This is a genomic window from Actinoplanes sp. DH11, assembly GCF_020873875.1.
In the GTDB taxonomy this organism is placed as follows: Bacteria; Actinomycetota; Actinomycetes; order Mycobacteriales; family Micromonosporaceae; genus Actinoplanes.
The window spans coordinates 1-14,913 of record NZ_JAHWGU010000016.1; the positions used below are offsets into that span (position 1 = coordinate 1).

Consider the following 14,913-nt stretch of genomic DNA (forward strand, 5'->3'; position numbering starts at 1 on the left):
GCGAGGATCGGGCGGCGAGGAGCGGGGGGTGGGGGGCGAGCGGCGAGGAGGGAGGGGCGAGCGGCGAGGGGGCGAGGTCCAGGGCGACGGCCTGCGGCCCGGTTGGGACGTAGTCCGGGCTACTGGAAAGAAAGTTTCCTGGGATATTGAGAAGGAGTCTTTGCATCGATATCTTCTCCTCATGGTGGACATCGAACCTCGTCATTTGTCCGACGTGGACACGCTCAAGGCGTTCGCTCACCCGCTCCGCCAGCGGATGCTGACCCGGCTGCAGCGGCGGGGGCCGGCGACCTCGGCTGATCTGGCTGTCGAGTTCGGGGCGGATCGTGGGGCGACCAGTTATCACCTGCGGCAGCTGGCGCGGTACGGGTTCGTCGAGGAGGACACAGCGCTCTCGGCGGGCCGGCGGAAGTATTGGCGGTTCGTTGCGCAGGACCTGCGTCTGCCTCGTGACTTCGAGGATCCGGATGTGGCGGCGGTGGTCGAGCAGATCGGCCGGCAGTGGTTGGAACGGGCCGATCGGGATCTGACCGAGTATTTGACGCACCGGGCCGAGTACGGGGAGTTCGCCGTTGCCGCGCAGCACTCGTTCGGGTCGACGGTGCTGACCGCGGAGGAGTTGGAGCGGTTCGGGGAGGAGTACCTGGCGTTTCTCAACCGCTGGCACCGCCCGCTCGCCGAACTGCCGGCGGGCAGCAGGCCGATCACCGTCCTGTTCCACGCGTTCCCGACACCGGGCGCGGTTCCGGAAGGCCAGGCGGTGCTGGAAGGCCAAGCGGTGCCGGAAGGCCAAGCGATGCCGGAAAGCCAGGGGATGCCGCAAAGCCAAGGGGTGTCGGAAAGCCACGCGGTGCCGGGAAGCCAGGGAACGCCGGACAAGGGAGCGGGGACGGCCCGGTGACGGGGAGTCTGTGGCGCAACCGGGACTTCACGCTGCTCTGGAGCGGGCAGCTCGTCTCCACGCTGGGGGCGCACATCAGCGCCACCGCCACCCCGCTGCTGGTTCTCGCCACGACCGGCTCGCCGGCTGATGCCGGGGTTGTCGGTGCGGCGGGCACGCTGCCGCACCTGCTGGCGAACCTGCCGGCCGGGTCGCTTGTCGACAGGTGGGATCGGCGGCGGATTCTGCTGGTCAGTGAGGTGCTGGCCGGGTTGACGCTGCTGACTGTGCCGGTGGCCGTCTGGTCCGGCGTCCTCACGGTCGCGCAGCTCTGCCTCGTCGTGTTCGTTCAGGGACTGTGTTTCGTCTTCTTCGGACTGGCGGAACGGGCGGCGTTGCCGAGGGTGGTGCCGGCTCCGCTCGTACCGCTGGCTATCGCCCACAACGAGGCCCGCGCCCGCGCCGGATCGCTCGCCGGGCCGCCCATCGGTGGGGCGCTCTTCGGGCTGGACCGGGCGTTGCCGTTCCTGGTGGACGGGATCTCCTACCTGGTCGCCGCCGGGAGTTTGCTCTTTATCCGTCGTGACCTGCAGGAACCTGCCACGGCATCGCCGGAACCGGTGTGGCGGGCCGCGGTCACCAGGTTGCGCTGGACGTGGCGGCACCCGTTCGTGCGGGCCGCGCTGGGACTGATCGCGGTCAGCAACGTGGTGTTCGGTGCGCTGGTGCTGGTTCTCGTGGTGCTGGCGCAGCGGGACGGTGCCACGCCGGGGGAGATCGGGGTGATGCTCGGCGTCTACAGCGCGGGTGGGCTGGCCGGGGCGCTCGCCGCGGGCCGCCTGCACCGGTATCTCGCGCCGAAAACCGTGATTATCGGGATCAATTGGGTGTGGGCGGCGCTGCTGCCGTTGTTCGCGGTCGTCGACGGTACTGTCTGGATCGGTGTGGTGGGCGCGTTGTGCGCGTTCGTCGGTCCGCTGTGGAACGTGGTGATCTTCAGTCATGCCACGCTGCTGGTGCCGAACGAGCTGCTCGGCCGGGTGATGAGCGCCGGGGCCACGCTGACCTGGGGTGTCATGCCGATCGGGTCGCTCGGCGCGGGGTACCTGCTGACCGTCGCCAGCCCGGTCGCCTCGATCATGGTGCTGGCCGGTCTGATGCTGGCGGCGGCGGTCGCGGCGACCGTGAGCCGGGCCATCCGGAGTGCTCCGCCGCTGGTCCCTCAAACGAGCGGTTTCGGTCACGATTAGTACATCTGATCTAATCATGCGGTAAGGTGCGGCCCATGAGCATCGACAGCGGTGAGGGGCCGAGGCGCCCGATCACTGCCAAGCAGGAGCGGATTCTGGCGGTCATCCACGAGTCCATCCGCGACCGGGGTTACCCGCCCACGGTCCGCGAGATCGGCGCGGCCGTCGGCCTGGTGTCGCCCTCCTCGGTCACCCACCACCTCAAGGTGCTCGAACGACACGGCCTGCTGCGCCGCCAGCCGCACGGGTCGCGGGCGGTCGACGTGCGGGGTCCGTCCGCCGACCGCACGATAAGCGTCCCCGTTCTCGGCGACATCGCCGCCGGCACGCCGATCCTGGCCGAGGAGAACGTGGAGGACCATCTGACGGTCTCCGCCGGGATGGTCGGTCACGGCACGTTCTTCGCCCTCAACGTCAAGGGCGACTCCATGATCGATGCCGCGATCTGCGACGGTGACGTGGTTGTCGTGCGCCAGCAGCCGGTCGCGGAGAACGGTGACATCGTCGCCGCGATGATCGAGGGCGAGGCCACGGTGAAGGTGCTGCGCCGGCGCGGCAGCCGGGTCGAGTTGGTGCCGCGCAACCCGGTCTACCAGGTCATCCCGGGTGACGACGCGACGGTCCTGGGCAAGGTCGTCTGCGTGATCCGCAAGCTCTGAGCGCCCCGGCGAGGCCGGTCAGAGGGATGGGCGGGGCGGAAGCGCGAGGCCGGTCCGGGCGGCGGCAGGGCGGGCGGGGGAAGCGCGGGGCGGGGCCGGGCGGCGGCAGGGCGGGCGGGGCCGGTCAGGGCGACGGCAGGGTACGCGCGAGGCGGAAGCTGACGTCGTCGATGGACAGGTCGGGGTGGCTGCGGCGCCGGACCGAGGCACGGCAACTCCAGTGCTCGTCGAACCAGCCGCCGCCGCGCAGGACGCGGTAGGTGCCGTAGACCTCGGCGTCGTACAGGTCCCAGCACCAGTCCCAGGCGTTGCCGAGCATGTCGTGCAAGCCCCAGGCATTGGGGGTAAGCCCACCCGGAGCATGAAGACGGCCGCCGGAGTTCTCCCGGTACCAGGCGATCTCGTCGAGCGGGCCGTAACGCGGGCCGGTGGTGCCGGCCCGGCAGGCGTGTTCCCACTCGGCTTCGGTGGGCAGGCGGTACCCGTCGGCGGCCCGGTCCCAGGTCACCCCGAACCCGCCGGGCGCCATCGCCGGCGAGAGGTCGCCGCGGGTCGGGGCAGGGGCCGCCGGCGAAGAGGTGGCCGGGGGAGTGGCCGCCGGAGCAGCGGGCAGCGGTGTGTTGCGCACGACCGGTCCGGTCCCGGGCGGCAGCGGTGCCGAGGGGACCTGCGTGAGGTGGTAGGCCGGGCGCAGGCCGGCGGACTTGGAGAGCGCGTTGCAGAACCGGACCGCGTCCCACCAGGAGACGCCGACCACGGGCAGCGAGCCATCCCGCGGCGAAGCGGAAGAACCGGCCGGCGGGCCGGAGAGGCCGGGCTGTGGGCCGGAAGGGCCGGGCTGCGGGCTGGAGAAGCCGGCCGGCGGGCCGGAAGCGGGCGCGACGGTGGTGAACAGGGCGACCGTGACCGGCGTCGCGGCCAGCTCGAACGGTGCGACCGGCACCTGCCAGGTGCGGGACGTGCGCCGGTCGGTGAGCGTGACCGACCCGGCCGGCACGGTGATCAGGTCGAGGCTCGGCTCCATGGGTGGCCGATCCTATCGGCGGGCCGGGCGCCGGCCGGCGGCGCGGGGCGGACCGCGGCCAGGATCAGCATGATCCACATGATGCGGGCGTCGAAGTAGTCGCCGGAGAAGAGGCAGGACGCGCCGATGAAGATGCCGCAGTAGACGGCTGCCCGGGCCTCCAGGCTGCGCTGCCCGCGGGGGGTCCGGATGTAGGCGTGCCAGAGCCCGAACCAGGCGAGCCCGAGCAGGGTGAGCCCGACGAACCCGCCCTCGGCGGCGACGGACAGCGGGAGGTTGTGCACGTACCGTTCGCCCTCGCCCAGGTTCGCGATGGCGTGGAAGCCGTTGATCCCGGTGCCGAGCAGGGGGCGCTGCCAGAAGAGGCGCAGCGCCCAGGCGAACAGGACGTCACGGTCGGAGGTGTAGCCCTGGCCAACGGTCGCCTCGACGAACCGGGTCTGCACGAAGCCGGCGATCGTCGGGCCGGCGGTCAGGGCGACCAGCAGGGAGAGGACGACGAGGGTGGCCAGCGGTTTGGCGATGTTCTTCCAGCGCAGGCCGGACCGGAGCGAGACGGCGGCGACGGCTGCCGTGATGGCGAGCGCGGCCATGCCGCCGCGGGAACCGGAGGCCAGGGCGCCGAAGAGGAACGCCGGGATGGGCGCCAGCCAGTAGAGCTTCTGGCCGCTACGGACGTAGAGGTAGAGCGACGTGATGACACCCAGGATCATGATGCGGATGAAGACGTTGGGACCGCCGCCGAGTGCCGCCCACCGGCCGTTCGACGCGTGGCCGCGCCCGGACGCGGCGGCCAGGAAGTAGATCCAGGCGGCCGCCTGGAACAGGTGCAGGGTCATCCGGGTGACGTGGTCGCGGTCCCACCGGGCCAGCGTGTAGTAGACGAAGATCAGGAAAACGGTGGCACTGAGGTCGCCGATCATCGGGCCGGTGATCGCGTTCGACGGCGCCCAGGAGGCGGAGAGCACCTGGTAGCCGTGGAGGCCGATGACGGGCAGGACGCAGTAGCCGCCGGCGGCCGCGCCGGGGCCGATCCGGTGCGACTCCAGCAGCAGGCACATGATCAGTAGCAGGTAGAGCAGGACCCGGACGTCGTTGAGGACCGGCACCTCCAGGCCGAGGCGGGCCAGGGTGAACCGGCCGGCGAGGGTGGCGATGAACGCGAGGACGACCACGCCACCGGGCCGTGGCCGGTCAGGCTCGAGGTCCAGCGTCATGCCGGGTCCAGGGTCATGCCGGGGCCAGCGCGCGGACGACGAGACGTTCGGACCAGGAGCCCAGCACCGCGGCGGCCAGGCAGAGGGCGAGCAGGGCGGCGTACGGCGCGGACAGGACCAACTGCGCCAGCTGGGTGAGCACGACCTGCAGCAGCAGGCAGCCCAGCAGCAGGCGGCTGATCACCGGCCGGTCGAGCAGGGCGTCCAGGGTGGGCCGGGCCGCGTAGAACATGGCGAGCGGCACCGCGGCCAGGACGCCGAGGCGCAGCACCCCGGCGGCCGCGGCGAACTCCGGTCCGAGGAAGCCGGACACCAGGGCCGGTGCGAAGAACGCGAACACGGCGGCGGCCGCGGCGGCCAGGGCGGCGGCGAACAGGGGCAGGCGCAGCAGCATCCGGCGGGTGGGCCCGCCCTCGCCGACCGAGGCGGACGACGTGTTGAAGGCCCGGGACAGCCGGGGCAGCAGGACCGGGGTCAGGGTGCCGAACACCGAGCAGATCAGGGTGATCGCGGACGTGACGAAGCCGACGTACCCCGCTTCGGGACTGCCGGGCAGGGCCACCGCGACGGCGAACGTCGGATAGGTGAAGAGCGCCGGCAGTGCCATGTCGCCGGGGAGGCGGCGCAGCCCGTACCCGATCAGGATGCGCAGGCTGGGTTCGGGCCGTGCCTCGTGCGGTGCCGGAGGCGCCGGTGACCGATGCCGGACGGTGAGCGTCCCCCAGGCCGCGACCAGGGTCATGCCGGCGCCCTGCAGCATCAGGAAGTCGTCGATCCGGTCGGCGAGCGGGAACGCGATGACAGGGATGAGACCGAAACCGACGGCGGCGATGGTGTTGGCCCGGGCGACCTGGTGGGTGCCGCGCAGGGCCGCGACGGCCATCGAACAGAGGCAGTTGCCGATCAGCATGATCATGATGGCGGCGATCGCCCCGGTGCCTCCGGTCAGGCCGAGCAGCCGGCTGACCTGGGGACCGAACGCGGTGCCGATAAGCGTGAGACCGATCGCCACCCCGGCCTGGGCGAGGAAGGCCTGCAGGGCGAGCCGTTCGGAGCCGAGGCCGGCGCGCGGCAGGTACCGGTGCAGGCCCTGTCCAAGACCGATCATCGCGAGGGGCTGGAACGAACTCACCACCCCGCGCGCGATCTGGTAGAAGGCGAAGCCCGCGACACCGCCCCGCCGCGCCACGACGTAGAAGAGGAACAGCCCGATGCCGAGGACGAACCACTGCGAGACGAGGGTGGCGGCGTAGTCGCGCCGCACCGCGCCGGGTACCGCCCGCAGCAGGGACCGCAGGGAGCGGTGCTCAACGCCGGACATGCGACAGGTCGAGGGGGACCTCACGTCTCAGGAGTTCCTGGGCGCCGCGGTACCCGACCAGGGTGAGCGCGGTCAGCGCGAGGATCCGCAGGTCGGTGCCGAGACCGCGGTTCTCCACGTAGGCGAGGCCGAGCGCGATCTTGCCGGGCCGGATCAGTTCGTCGTACGCGCGATCCACGTCCGCGTGCCCGGCCAGGATGGCGCCCTCGTCGTGGAAGACGATGGACGCCCAGTCGGTGACGCCGGGCCGCACGTCGAGCAGCCGCATCTCGTCGGCGGTGTACCGCCGCACGTCCGACGGCACCTGCGGTCTCGGCCCGACCAGGCTCATGTCGCCGACGAGCACGTTCACCATCTGCGGCAGCTCGTCCAGTTTCCACCGGCGCAGGAACCGCCCGGTCGCGGTCAGCCGGGGGTCGTCGTCGGCGGTGGACGGCCCGCCGAGCCGGGCCGCGTCCACCACCATGCTGCGGAACTTGAGCATCGCGAACGGCCGGCCGTACCGGCCGATCCGGGTGCCGCGGTAGAGGATCGGCCCGCCGTCCTCACGCTTGATCCGCCAGGCCGCGGCGAGGGCGACGGGACTGGTGGCGGCGAGCACGGCCGCCGCGACGGCGATGTCCATCGCGCGCTTGACGGCGTCGTAGCCGGCGGTGCCGCGGCGCGCCCCTCCGGTGCCGCGCGGTGCCTTCTCCATGGACGGAGCGTAACCAGCTGCTGTGGGCAATGTGTAGATATATATCCGGCTTTGCTGGTTTCTGTGGATGGCGGTCTGCCCGTGCGGCACACACCCCGACTTCTCATAGAAGCCGTGCGCCCGCCGCTGCCGCTCCCCGGTGACCGCCTTGAATGCCGGCACCCCGCGCGCCTCGAACCACACCGTCAGCTGCTCGAACAGTCCTGCCGCCACACCCAGGCCCCGCCGCGACGGCACCACCACGAAATTCATGATCTCGGCCCGCGGCAGGCCGGCGTCCGATGACCCGCCGTAGGCGAGCGTCTCCAGCATCCGCCGGGCACGGGCGGGGTGCATCAGACGCGGCACCAGCAGGGGTACGGCCGAAGCCCACCGCCGCCGCCCGAACTCGGTGAACAGGGCCGAGGTGTCCACGGCGGCGCAGACGTACCCGAGCGGCTCGCCGGTCTCCTCGCTCTCGGCCAGCAGCAGCACCCCGAGCCGGCTGCCGGCGACATGGCGGTAGAGCAGGCACAGCACCGGTTCGCCGAGCGACGACAGGAACCCGTCCGGGACCTCGGCGGCGTGCATCCGGGCCACCGCGGCGATCTGCGCCTCGCTGAACGGGCCGGCGGTGATCCGGAAACGCTCAGGCATCGGTGCCCGCCCCGACCGGTGCGGCGCCTGACTCCTCGCGCTCGATCCGGGTCAGCACGGCGACGGCACGCTCGATGTCGGCGGGACGGGTGCCGGGGCGTACCGGGAGGGTGACCACGTGCGCGGCGGCCCACTCGGCGTTCGGGCACGAGCCGGCGACGTATCCGGCCGCCGCCAGGTCGGCACCGGTGAGCGGGTGCACCGGCGTGGCGAACCAGTCGCCGGCCTCGACGCCGGCCCGGGCGGCGCCGCGCAGCACCCGGTCCTTGTCCCCGGTCACCACCGGGATCCGGTGCGGCACGTAGGGCAGCTCCCGGCCGGTCACCCGGCGGCGCCGGGCGGCTGCGACCCGGCCCGCGGCGACCCGGGACGGCAGGCGCCGCCGCACGGTCCGGCTCATCCGCCAGCCGTACTCCGGGCTGCTCATCGGGTCGGGGGAGTAGGAGCCGGTGACGACGCCGAGGCCGGCCAGCCGCCGGTACATCGCGCGCAGCCGCCACAGCACCCCGGTGCCGGCGGCGACCCGGTAGGCCAGGTACTCGGCGGCCATCATCGCCTCCCGGGCCGGTGGTGGCGCGGCGTAGCGGGAGTAGGCCGCGCGCATCTCGGCGGCGAGCGCCGGATCGTGCACGACGGCCGTGCCACCGACGCCCGCGACGACCGGCTTGCCCCACTCGAACGACCAGAACGAGGCAGCCGAGCCCGCCGGCGTGACGGTTCCCGGTGTCATGTGCGCGCAGTCCTCGATCACCGGCACCCCGGCGGCGCGGGCGATCGGCAGGATCTCGGCCATCGGGGACGGGATGCCGAAGGTGTGCTGCACGACGATCGCCCGGGTACGCGGGGTGAGCAGCGCGGCCAGCCCGGCCGGGTCGAGGCCGAAGGTGCCGCGGTCGATGTCGGCGTAGACCGGCCGGGCGCGCAGGCGCAGCAGCGGCTCGATCACGGCGGCGCAGGTGTACGCCTGCACCACGACCTCGTCGCCCGGCCCGGCACCCAGGCCGCGCAGGATCGCGTGCAACGCCACCCGGCCCCGGTAGTAGTGCAGGACGTCGTTCATCGCCGCTCCGCTCCGCTCGCCGCCGGGACCTGCCGGTGCGGTCCGGCGGACCGGGGGGTGCCCCGCTCGAGAAGGGCCCGGACCGAGCCGGCCCCGTAGATCACGTGGGTGGTCAGGAAGATCGCCGGCAGGGCCGCGGCCAGGGCGGGTTCCCGGTGCTCGCGGGCCAGCCGGGCGGCGAACGCCAGGGCCGTGAGCCCGTACCCGGCGAGCACCGCGCCGGTGAGCCGCCGGGCGGTGCGGCTCACCGGGGCTGCGGCGGCACCGGCGGCCAGGACCAGGACGAAGCCCAGGGGTACGACGTTGCGCCACGACCCGATCCAGCGGCCCACCGTCCGGGAGGCGCGGAACGGCCAGTAGCCGGCCTCGAAGGTCCACGAGCAGAACTCGCGGAAGTCGCTGCGCGCGTAGTACGTACACGTGATCTCCGGCAGCAGCAGGATGCCGCCGCCGGAGGCCCGCAGACGCTGGTTGAACTCGCGGTCCTGGGCCCGGGTCAGCTCCTCGTCGAAGAGGCCGATCCGGTCGAAGACGGACTTGCGGTAGCAGCCGCCGAACACCGTGTCCACCCACTGCGGCTCGGACACGCCCACCCGGTACTTCGAGTTGCCGGCGCCGAAGACGCTCGTCGTGGAGAGCGCGATGGCCCGGCCGAGCAGGGTGTCGTCGCGGGCCCGGGAGACCCGGATGCCGCCCACGTTGTCCGCCTCCGGGTGCTCGACGAGGCCGCGGACGCAGCGTTCCAGGTAGTCCGGCGGGTACTCGGCGTGCACGTCCAGCCGGACGATCACGTCACCGCGGGCCTGCCGGATGCCGAGGTTCAGGGCGGCCGGTTTGCTGTGCCCGGGGTTGTCGACGAGGATCAGCCGCGGGTCGCGCACCGCGTGGTGGCGGACGATCTCCCGGGTGCCGTCGTCGCTCATCCCGTCGACGAGCAGCACCTCCATCCGGTCCGCCGGGTACGTCGTGTGCAGCACCGAGTCGAGGAACGCGGCCACGAACCGGGCCTCGTTCCAGCACGGTACGACGACGCTGACGAAGGGCAGCCGCATCAGCGTGCCCCGAAGAACTCACGGACCCGGTCCGCCACCAGGTCGACCTGGTCGTCCGCCAGCTCCACCTGCATCGGCAGCGAGAGCACCCGGCGGCACAGCCGTTCGGTGTGCGGCAGGTTCCAGTGGTCCAGGTCAAGGCCGCGCTGCCGGTGCAGCGGGATCGGCCAGGAGATCAGCGTCTCGATGCCGGCGGCCCGCAGGTGCTCGACGAGACCGTCCCGGTCGTCCGTGGTGACCGGATAGTTCTGGTAGACGTCGCGGCGCAGCGGGTCGACGTCCGGCCCGACCGGGATCTCCAGGCCCGGCACGTCGCGGAGCCGCTCGTCGTACCGGCGGGCCAGCTCCCGGCGGCGTTCGATCCAGCCGGGCAGCTTGGTCAGCCGGTAGTCCAGGATCGCCGCCTGCAGGTTGTCCAGCCGGCAGTTGTAGCCCCAGCCGTCCAGTTCCGCCTTGGCCACCCGGCCGTGGTCGCGCAGCCGCAGCAGCCGGTTCGCCAGGTCCTCGTCGTCGGTGAGCACCGCACCGGCGTCACCGAGCGCGCCGAGCATCTTCGCCGGGTAGAACGAGTACGTGCTGGCCAGTCCGAACGTGCCCGCGGTCCGGCCGTCGAAGGTGGCACCCAGGGCCTGCGCGGCGTCCTCCAGGACCACGGCGCCGACGGACGCGGCCGCCTTGGCGACGGCGTGCATGTCGACGGTGCGGCCGTTCAGGTGCACCGGGATGACGACCTTGGTGCGCTCGGTGATCGCGTCGGCGAGCAGGGCGGTGTCCATCAGGTGGTCCGGGCCGATGTCGACCAGAACCGGGGTCGCCCCGCGCAGCACGAACGGTGAGATGGTCGCGACGAAGGTGTGCGACACGGTCACCACCTCGTCGCCGGGCCCGACGTCCAGGGCGTGCGCGAGCAGCCGCAGCCCATCCGTGCAGTTGCTCACCCCGACCGCGCGGGCCGAGCCGTTGAACGCGGCCAGGTGCGTCTCGAAGTCGAGCAGCTGCTGCCGGAGCATGAGGTCGCCCCGGGCGATGGTGTCCTCGATGATCGGCAGCAGCTCGGCCCGCTGCCGCCGCCACTGCTCGGGGTAGTCAACGAATCTGACTCGCCAGTCCACGGTTGCCCTCCGGATCTGCCGGTGCTGGGTGGGTCGCCGCCGGGTGCGCGGCCAGGTGGGTGCGGACGCGCCGGCTGATCGATCCGGCGTCCAGCTCGAATGCGGTACGCAGGTACTGCTGGTCCCCGACGACGGAGGACGACTGGGCGGGCAGGGCGATCCGCAGCAGCGGCATCCCCGCGCCGGCCTCGGCGAGGACCTCGGCGACGGCGCTGCCCAGGCCACCCACGATCGAGTGTTCCTCGACGGTGACCAGGGCCGCGTACCGGCCGGCGGCCTCGCGGACCGCGGCCGCGTCGAACGGGTCGAGCCAGGGGAAGGAGCGGACGTCGGCGGCGATCCCGTCGCGGGCCAGCGACTCGGCCGCGTCGCAGGCGGCGTCGAGGATGGCCCCGGTGCAGCAGAGCAGCACCTCGCCGCCCGTGCCGAGCGGGATCGACGCGCCGCGCGGCGCGGACACCCCGCCGCCGTGGATCCGCCGTTCCCCGGTCTTGCCGAGCCGCAGGTAGGCCGGGCCGCCGCCGGCCAGCAGGTCGGCCAGGACCGCGTCCACCTCGGCCGGGTCGCCGGGCGCCGCCACCGCCATACCGGGCAGCGCCCGCATGATGGCCAGGTCCTCGGTGGCGTGGTGCGACATGCCGAGCGCGCCGTACGCCAGCCCGCCGCCCACCGCCACCACCGTCACGTCCGCGTGGTGGTAACAGATGTCGTTGCGGATCTGCTCCAGGCACCGCAGGGTCGGGAAGTTCGCGATCGAGTACGTGAACACCCGGGCGCCGGCGAGCGCCATCCCGGCGGCCAGCCCGGCCATGTTCTGCTCGGCCACGCCGGCGTTGACGAACTGGCCCGGCCGGGCGGCGGCGAACTCGTCGACCGCGCCGAAACCCAGGTCCGCGGTGATCAGCACGAGATCGGGGTCGACGAGGGCGGCGGTCAGCAGCCCGGCGAAGAAACGGTTCCTCATCCGGCACCCACCTCGGCCAGCGCGCGGGCCAGCTCCTCCGGCGACGGCGGCCGGTAGTGCCAGAGCACCTGGTCCTCCATGAACGAGACGCCCTTGCCCTTGACGGTGTGCGCCAGCACGCAGCGGGGCCGGGCCCGGTCGGCGGTACGCGGCACCCGCAGCGCCGTGACCAGGGCGGCGTGGTCGTGCCCGTTCGCCTCCACCACGTCCCAGCCGAACGCCCGCCACTTGTCGGCGAACGGTTCCAGCCCCAGCGTGTCGTCGGTGGTGCCGAGCGACTGCATCCGGTTGTAGTCGACGATCGCGACCAGGCTCGCCAGCCCGTGGTGCCCGGCGAACATGGCCGCCTCCCAGATGCTGCCCTCGTCGCACTCGCCGTCGCCGAGCAGCACGTACGTCCGCCAGGACCGGCCGATCTGCCGGGCCCGCCAGGCCAGTCCGGCGCCGACCGGCAGGCCGTGGCCGAGCGAGCCGGTGGAGAACTCGACGCCCGGGATGCCCACGTGGCTGACGTGCCCGGACAGGTACGAGCCGTTCTGGTAGTGCCGGTGTAGCACGGCCGTGTCGAAGAAGCCGCGTTCGGCCAGGACCGCGTAGAGAGCGGCGCCGGCGTGCCCCTTGCTCATGATCACGCGATCCCGGTCGGGCCACTCCGGGTGCTGCGGGTCGACCTGCAGGACGTCGGTGTAGAGCACGGCGAGCAGGTCGGCGCAGGAGAGCGCGGAGCCGACGTGCGAGCTGCGGCCGGCGCTCGTCATCCGCAGGACGTGCCCGCGCACGGCCCGCGCCACGGCGAGTGAGCTCTGCGATTCGCCGGTCAACGGATCACCGCATAACCGATGTACGGGTCGAAGTCGAACCGCCGCAGCTCGAGGCTGTTCAACCCGACCTCGTCCAGCACCGCCGACGTCTCGCCGGGCCAGAGCGGGTTGTCCAGTTCGTCGAAGGCGAGCACCGCGCCGCGGGGCAGGCGGGGCAGCAGGTGCCGCAGCGCGACGCGGGTCGGCTCGTACAGGTCGAGGTCGAGGAAGAGCAGGCTGATCACCAGGTGCGGGTTCTCGGCCACGAAGGCCGGAATCGTCTCGGTGACGTCGCCGCGGATCAGCCGGGCCTTGGGCAGGTGACCCAGGAACCGGTCGGTGTCGTACACCTCGAGGAGCCGGTTCAGCTCGTCGTAACTGTCCGACGCGAGGTCTCCGGCGCGCACCTCGGTGGTCTCCGGCAGGTCCCGGCCGGACACCGCGGGGAAGCCGCCGAACGAGTCGAACCCGTACACCCGCCGCGTCAGGTTTGTCGGCTCCAGTGCCGCGCTGAGCTGCGCGAACGTCATGAAGCTCGATCCGCGGAAGACGCCGCACTCAACGATCGAGCCCTTCACCGGCAGCGCCAGCTTGACCAGCTCGTAGAGCGCGGCGAACCGGGTCACCTGGGCGCGCCGGGCGTAGCGGAACATGTTCGCCAGCCGGGTCGGCAGGTCGTCCGGGCTGCTCTGGAAGATCTCGGCGATCCGGCCCGGCACCCGGCGTTCCGCCTCGGTGCTCAGCCCGCCGGGTGCCGCGACCGGCCGGTCCGGGGCGCTCACGCGGCGACCCCCAGGGCCTCGGTGCGCCATTCGCGGTTGCGCCAGCGGCGCCGGCCCCGGCCGGGCCGGGCCGGCGGCGTGCGGGACGTGTACTGGTCGAACGAGGGGGTGGCGTCCGGTCCCCGGCGCGGCACCATGTTCAGCACGCAGCCGAGGAGCGAGGCGTTCACCCCGTTCAGCGCGCGGACCGCGGCGGTGACCTCGGCGCCGGTGGTCTTGGCGTACCGGACCACCAGGACGGTTCCGTCGGCGCGGGCGGCCAGGACCTCGCCGTCGGTGACCGGCAGCAGCGGCGGGCAGTCGAAGATGACCACGTCGAAGGTGCGCCGCACCTCGTCGACCACCTCGGTCATCCGCGGCGAGCTGAGCAGTTCGCTGGGGTTCGGCGGCCGCCGGCCGCCGGCCAGCAGCCACAGCCCGGCGCCCCACGGCTGGATCACCTGCTGCACGGTGGCGCCGCCGGTCAGCACGGTGCTCAGCCCGGCCGCGGACTCCCGGCCCAGGAACGCGGCCAGCCGCGGCCGGCGCAGCTCGGCGTCGACGACCAGCACCCGCTGCCCGGTCTCGGCGAAGAGCAGGGCCAGGCTGCACGTGGTCGCCGAGCGCCCCTCGCCGGGAACGGCGCTTGTCACGGCGAGGGTCTTGAGGGATCGCTCGGCGGCGGCCGACTGCAGCAGGGTACGGACCTGGCGCAGTGCCTCGGTGCGAGGCGAGTCGCCGGCCGAGACGAACGGGCCGGAGCGGGACGGCACCCGGCCGTCCAGCGGGATCCGGGCCAGCACCGGCACGCTGGTCAGCGTCCGCAGCACCTCGGCGCTGCGGATCGAGCTGTCCGCGATCTCACGGAGCACGGCCGAGCCGGTGCCCATGATCAGGCCACCCATCAGGGCGAGCGCGAAGTTGTTGAGCGGCTGCGGTGCGACCGGGTCGGCCTCCAGGTGCGGCCCGTTGATCACCTCGACCCGGATGGCCGACGAGTTCTGGCTCGCCTGCCACTCCAGGGCCTCGACCGCCTCCTTGAACCGCACGGCAAGGTTCTGGGCCATGAACAGGGCCCGTTTCCGGGACGGATCCTCCACCGTGACCTCCATCAGGACCGTGTCGGCGATGGTCTCCGCGCTGATCCGCTCGGCCACCTCCTCGGCGGTCAGGGCGACCTCCGGCAGGGCGGCGAGCGGTGCGGCGATCTCGTCGCTGGCGAGTAGTTCGGCGTACGTGGCGAGGCGGGCGGAGGAGAACATGCTGGCCGGGTAGAGCTCCGCCGCGCTGGACATGGGAGCGGTGAAGAAGAAGGTGACGCGGGCCGCGTACACCGGTGTGGTGCGCAGGTTGACGACCAGGGCGGCGCCGAAGGCCACGAGAACCCACGCCGCCACCAGCCACCAATGCCGCTTGGCGACGCCGAGGTAGTCGCGCAGGCCCATGGCAGACCTCCCCGTGCCCTGGCTGCTTGTCACGA

General features: G+C 72.6%; 14 protein-coding genes. 3 read left to right on the forward strand and 11 right to left on the reverse strand.

The window, feature by feature from the left end; genetic code table 11:
- The 3 genes from LPA41_RS22915 to lexA all read left to right on the forward strand — a co-directional run.
- On the forward strand, positions 1–901 hold a 901-nt coding region (locus LPA41_RS22915), incomplete at its 5' end, for a helix-turn-helix transcriptional regulator (RefSeq protein ID WP_229072807.1).
- Positions 898–2,130, forward strand: a complete 1,233-nt coding sequence (locus LPA41_RS22920) for an MFS transporter (protein ID WP_229072808.1) — start codon at positions 898–900, stop codon at positions 2,128–2,130. The genes LPA41_RS22915 and LPA41_RS22920, both read left to right, overlap by 4 nt.
- A 35-nt stretch (positions 2,131–2,165) precedes the next feature.
- Positions 2,166–2,789 carry a transcriptional repressor LexA gene (lexA, locus tag LPA41_RS22925; RefSeq protein ID WP_229072809.1) on the forward strand — a complete coding sequence of 208 codons (624 nt, stop codon included), beginning with the start codon at positions 2,166–2,168 and terminating at the stop codon, positions 2,787–2,789.
- Between the two features lie 124 nt (positions 2,790–2,913).
- Here lexA and LPA41_RS22930 read toward each other — a convergent pair whose 3' ends face one another.
- From LPA41_RS22930 to LPA41_RS22980, 11 genes are read right to left on the reverse strand one after another with little or no spacing between them, the layout of a single operon-like run.
- Positions 2,914–3,813 (reverse strand): SUMF1/EgtB/PvdO family nonheme iron enzyme, encoded by a 900-nt coding sequence (locus LPA41_RS22930; protein WP_229072810.1) that lies wholly within the window; start codon positions 3,811–3,813, stop codon positions 2,914–2,916.
- Positions 3,792–5,030 carry an O-antigen ligase gene (locus tag LPA41_RS22935; protein WP_229072811.1) on the reverse strand — a complete coding sequence of 413 codons (1,239 nt, stop codon included), beginning with the start codon at positions 5,028–5,030 and terminating at the stop codon, positions 3,792–3,794. The genes LPA41_RS22930 and LPA41_RS22935 overlap by 22 nt, the downstream gene beginning before the upstream one ends.
- Before the next feature lie 13 nt (positions 5,031–5,043).
- Entirely contained in the window at positions 5,044–6,351 is a 1,308-nt protein-coding gene (locus LPA41_RS22940) for a lipopolysaccharide biosynthesis protein (RefSeq protein WP_229072812.1), read from the reverse strand.
- Entirely contained in the window at positions 6,338–7,684 is a 1,347-nt protein-coding gene (locus tag LPA41_RS22945; protein WP_229072813.1) for a GNAT family N-acetyltransferase, read from the reverse strand. The genes LPA41_RS22940 and LPA41_RS22945 overlap by 14 nt, the downstream gene beginning before the upstream one ends.
- Positions 7,677–8,744 (reverse strand): DegT/DnrJ/EryC1/StrS family aminotransferase, encoded by a 1,068-nt coding sequence (locus LPA41_RS22950; RefSeq protein WP_229072814.1) that lies wholly within the window; start codon positions 8,742–8,744, stop codon positions 7,677–7,679. Before LPA41_RS22950 ends, LPA41_RS22945 begins: the two co-directional genes overlap by 8 nt.
- Complete coding sequence (locus tag LPA41_RS22955) at positions 8,741–9,796, reverse strand: glycosyltransferase family 2 protein (protein ID WP_229072815.1); 1,056 nt, start codon at positions 9,794–9,796, stop codon at positions 8,741–8,743. Before LPA41_RS22955 ends, LPA41_RS22950 begins: the two co-directional genes overlap by 4 nt.
- Entirely contained in the window at positions 9,796–10,908 is a 1,113-nt protein-coding gene (locus LPA41_RS22960; protein ID WP_229072816.1) for a DegT/DnrJ/EryC1/StrS aminotransferase family protein, read from the reverse strand. The genes LPA41_RS22955 and LPA41_RS22960 overlap by 1 nt, the downstream gene beginning before the upstream one ends.
- Positions 10,883–11,872, reverse strand: a complete 990-nt coding sequence (locus LPA41_RS22965) for a transketolase family protein (protein WP_229072817.1) — start codon at positions 11,870–11,872, stop codon at positions 10,883–10,885. Before LPA41_RS22965 ends, LPA41_RS22960 begins: the two co-directional genes overlap by 26 nt.
- Complete coding sequence (locus LPA41_RS22970; protein ID WP_229072818.1) at positions 11,869–12,693, reverse strand: transketolase; 825 nt, start codon at positions 12,691–12,693, stop codon at positions 11,869–11,871. The genes LPA41_RS22965 and LPA41_RS22970 overlap by 4 nt, the downstream gene beginning before the upstream one ends.
- On the reverse strand, positions 12,690–13,454 hold the full coding sequence (locus tag LPA41_RS22975) for a TylF/MycF/NovP-related O-methyltransferase (protein WP_229072819.1): 765 nt from the start codon (positions 13,452–13,454) through the stop codon (positions 12,690–12,692). Before LPA41_RS22975 ends, LPA41_RS22970 begins: the two co-directional genes overlap by 4 nt.
- The gene (locus LPA41_RS22980) at positions 13,451–14,878 is read right to left on the reverse strand and encodes a polysaccharide biosynthesis tyrosine autokinase (protein ID WP_229072820.1); all 1,428 of its coding nucleotides are present in this window, start codon (positions 14,876–14,878) and stop codon (positions 13,451–13,453) included. Before LPA41_RS22980 ends, LPA41_RS22975 begins: the two co-directional genes overlap by 4 nt.
- Between the last annotated feature and the right edge of the window lie 35 nt (positions 14,879–14,913).

Coding starts and splice junctions, on each gene's coding strand:
- lexA (WP_229072809.1), top strand. CDS start 2,166: ATGAGCATCGACAGCGGTGAGGGGCCGAGGCGCCCGATCACTGCCAAG.
- LPA41_RS22930 (WP_229072810.1), bottom strand. CDS start 3,813: ATGGAGCCGAGCCTCGACCTGATCACCGTGCCGGCCGGGTCGGTCACG.
- LPA41_RS22935 (WP_229072811.1), bottom strand. CDS start 5,030: ATGACGCTGGACCTCGAGCCTGACCGGCCACGGCCCGGTGGCGTGGTC.
- LPA41_RS22940 (WP_229072812.1), bottom strand. CDS start 6,351: ATGTCCGGCGTTGAGCACCGCTCCCTGCGGTCCCTGCTGCGGGCGGTA.
- LPA41_RS22945 (WP_229072813.1), bottom strand. CDS start 7,684: ATGCCTGAGCGTTTCCGGATCACCGCCGGCCCGTTCAGCGAGGCGCAG.
- LPA41_RS22950 (WP_229072814.1), bottom strand. CDS start 8,744: ATGAACGACGTCCTGCACTACTACCGGGGCCGGGTGGCGTTGCACGCG.
- LPA41_RS22955 (WP_229072815.1), bottom strand. CDS start 9,796: ATGCGGCTGCCCTTCGTCAGCGTCGTCGTACCGTGCTGGAACGAGGCC.
- LPA41_RS22965 (WP_229072817.1), bottom strand. CDS start 11,872: ATGAGGAACCGTTTCTTCGCCGGGCTGCTGACCGCCGCCCTCGTCGAC.
- LPA41_RS22980 (WP_229072820.1), bottom strand. CDS start 14,878: ATGGGCCTGCGCGACTACCTCGGCGTCGCCAAGCGGCATTGGTGGCTG.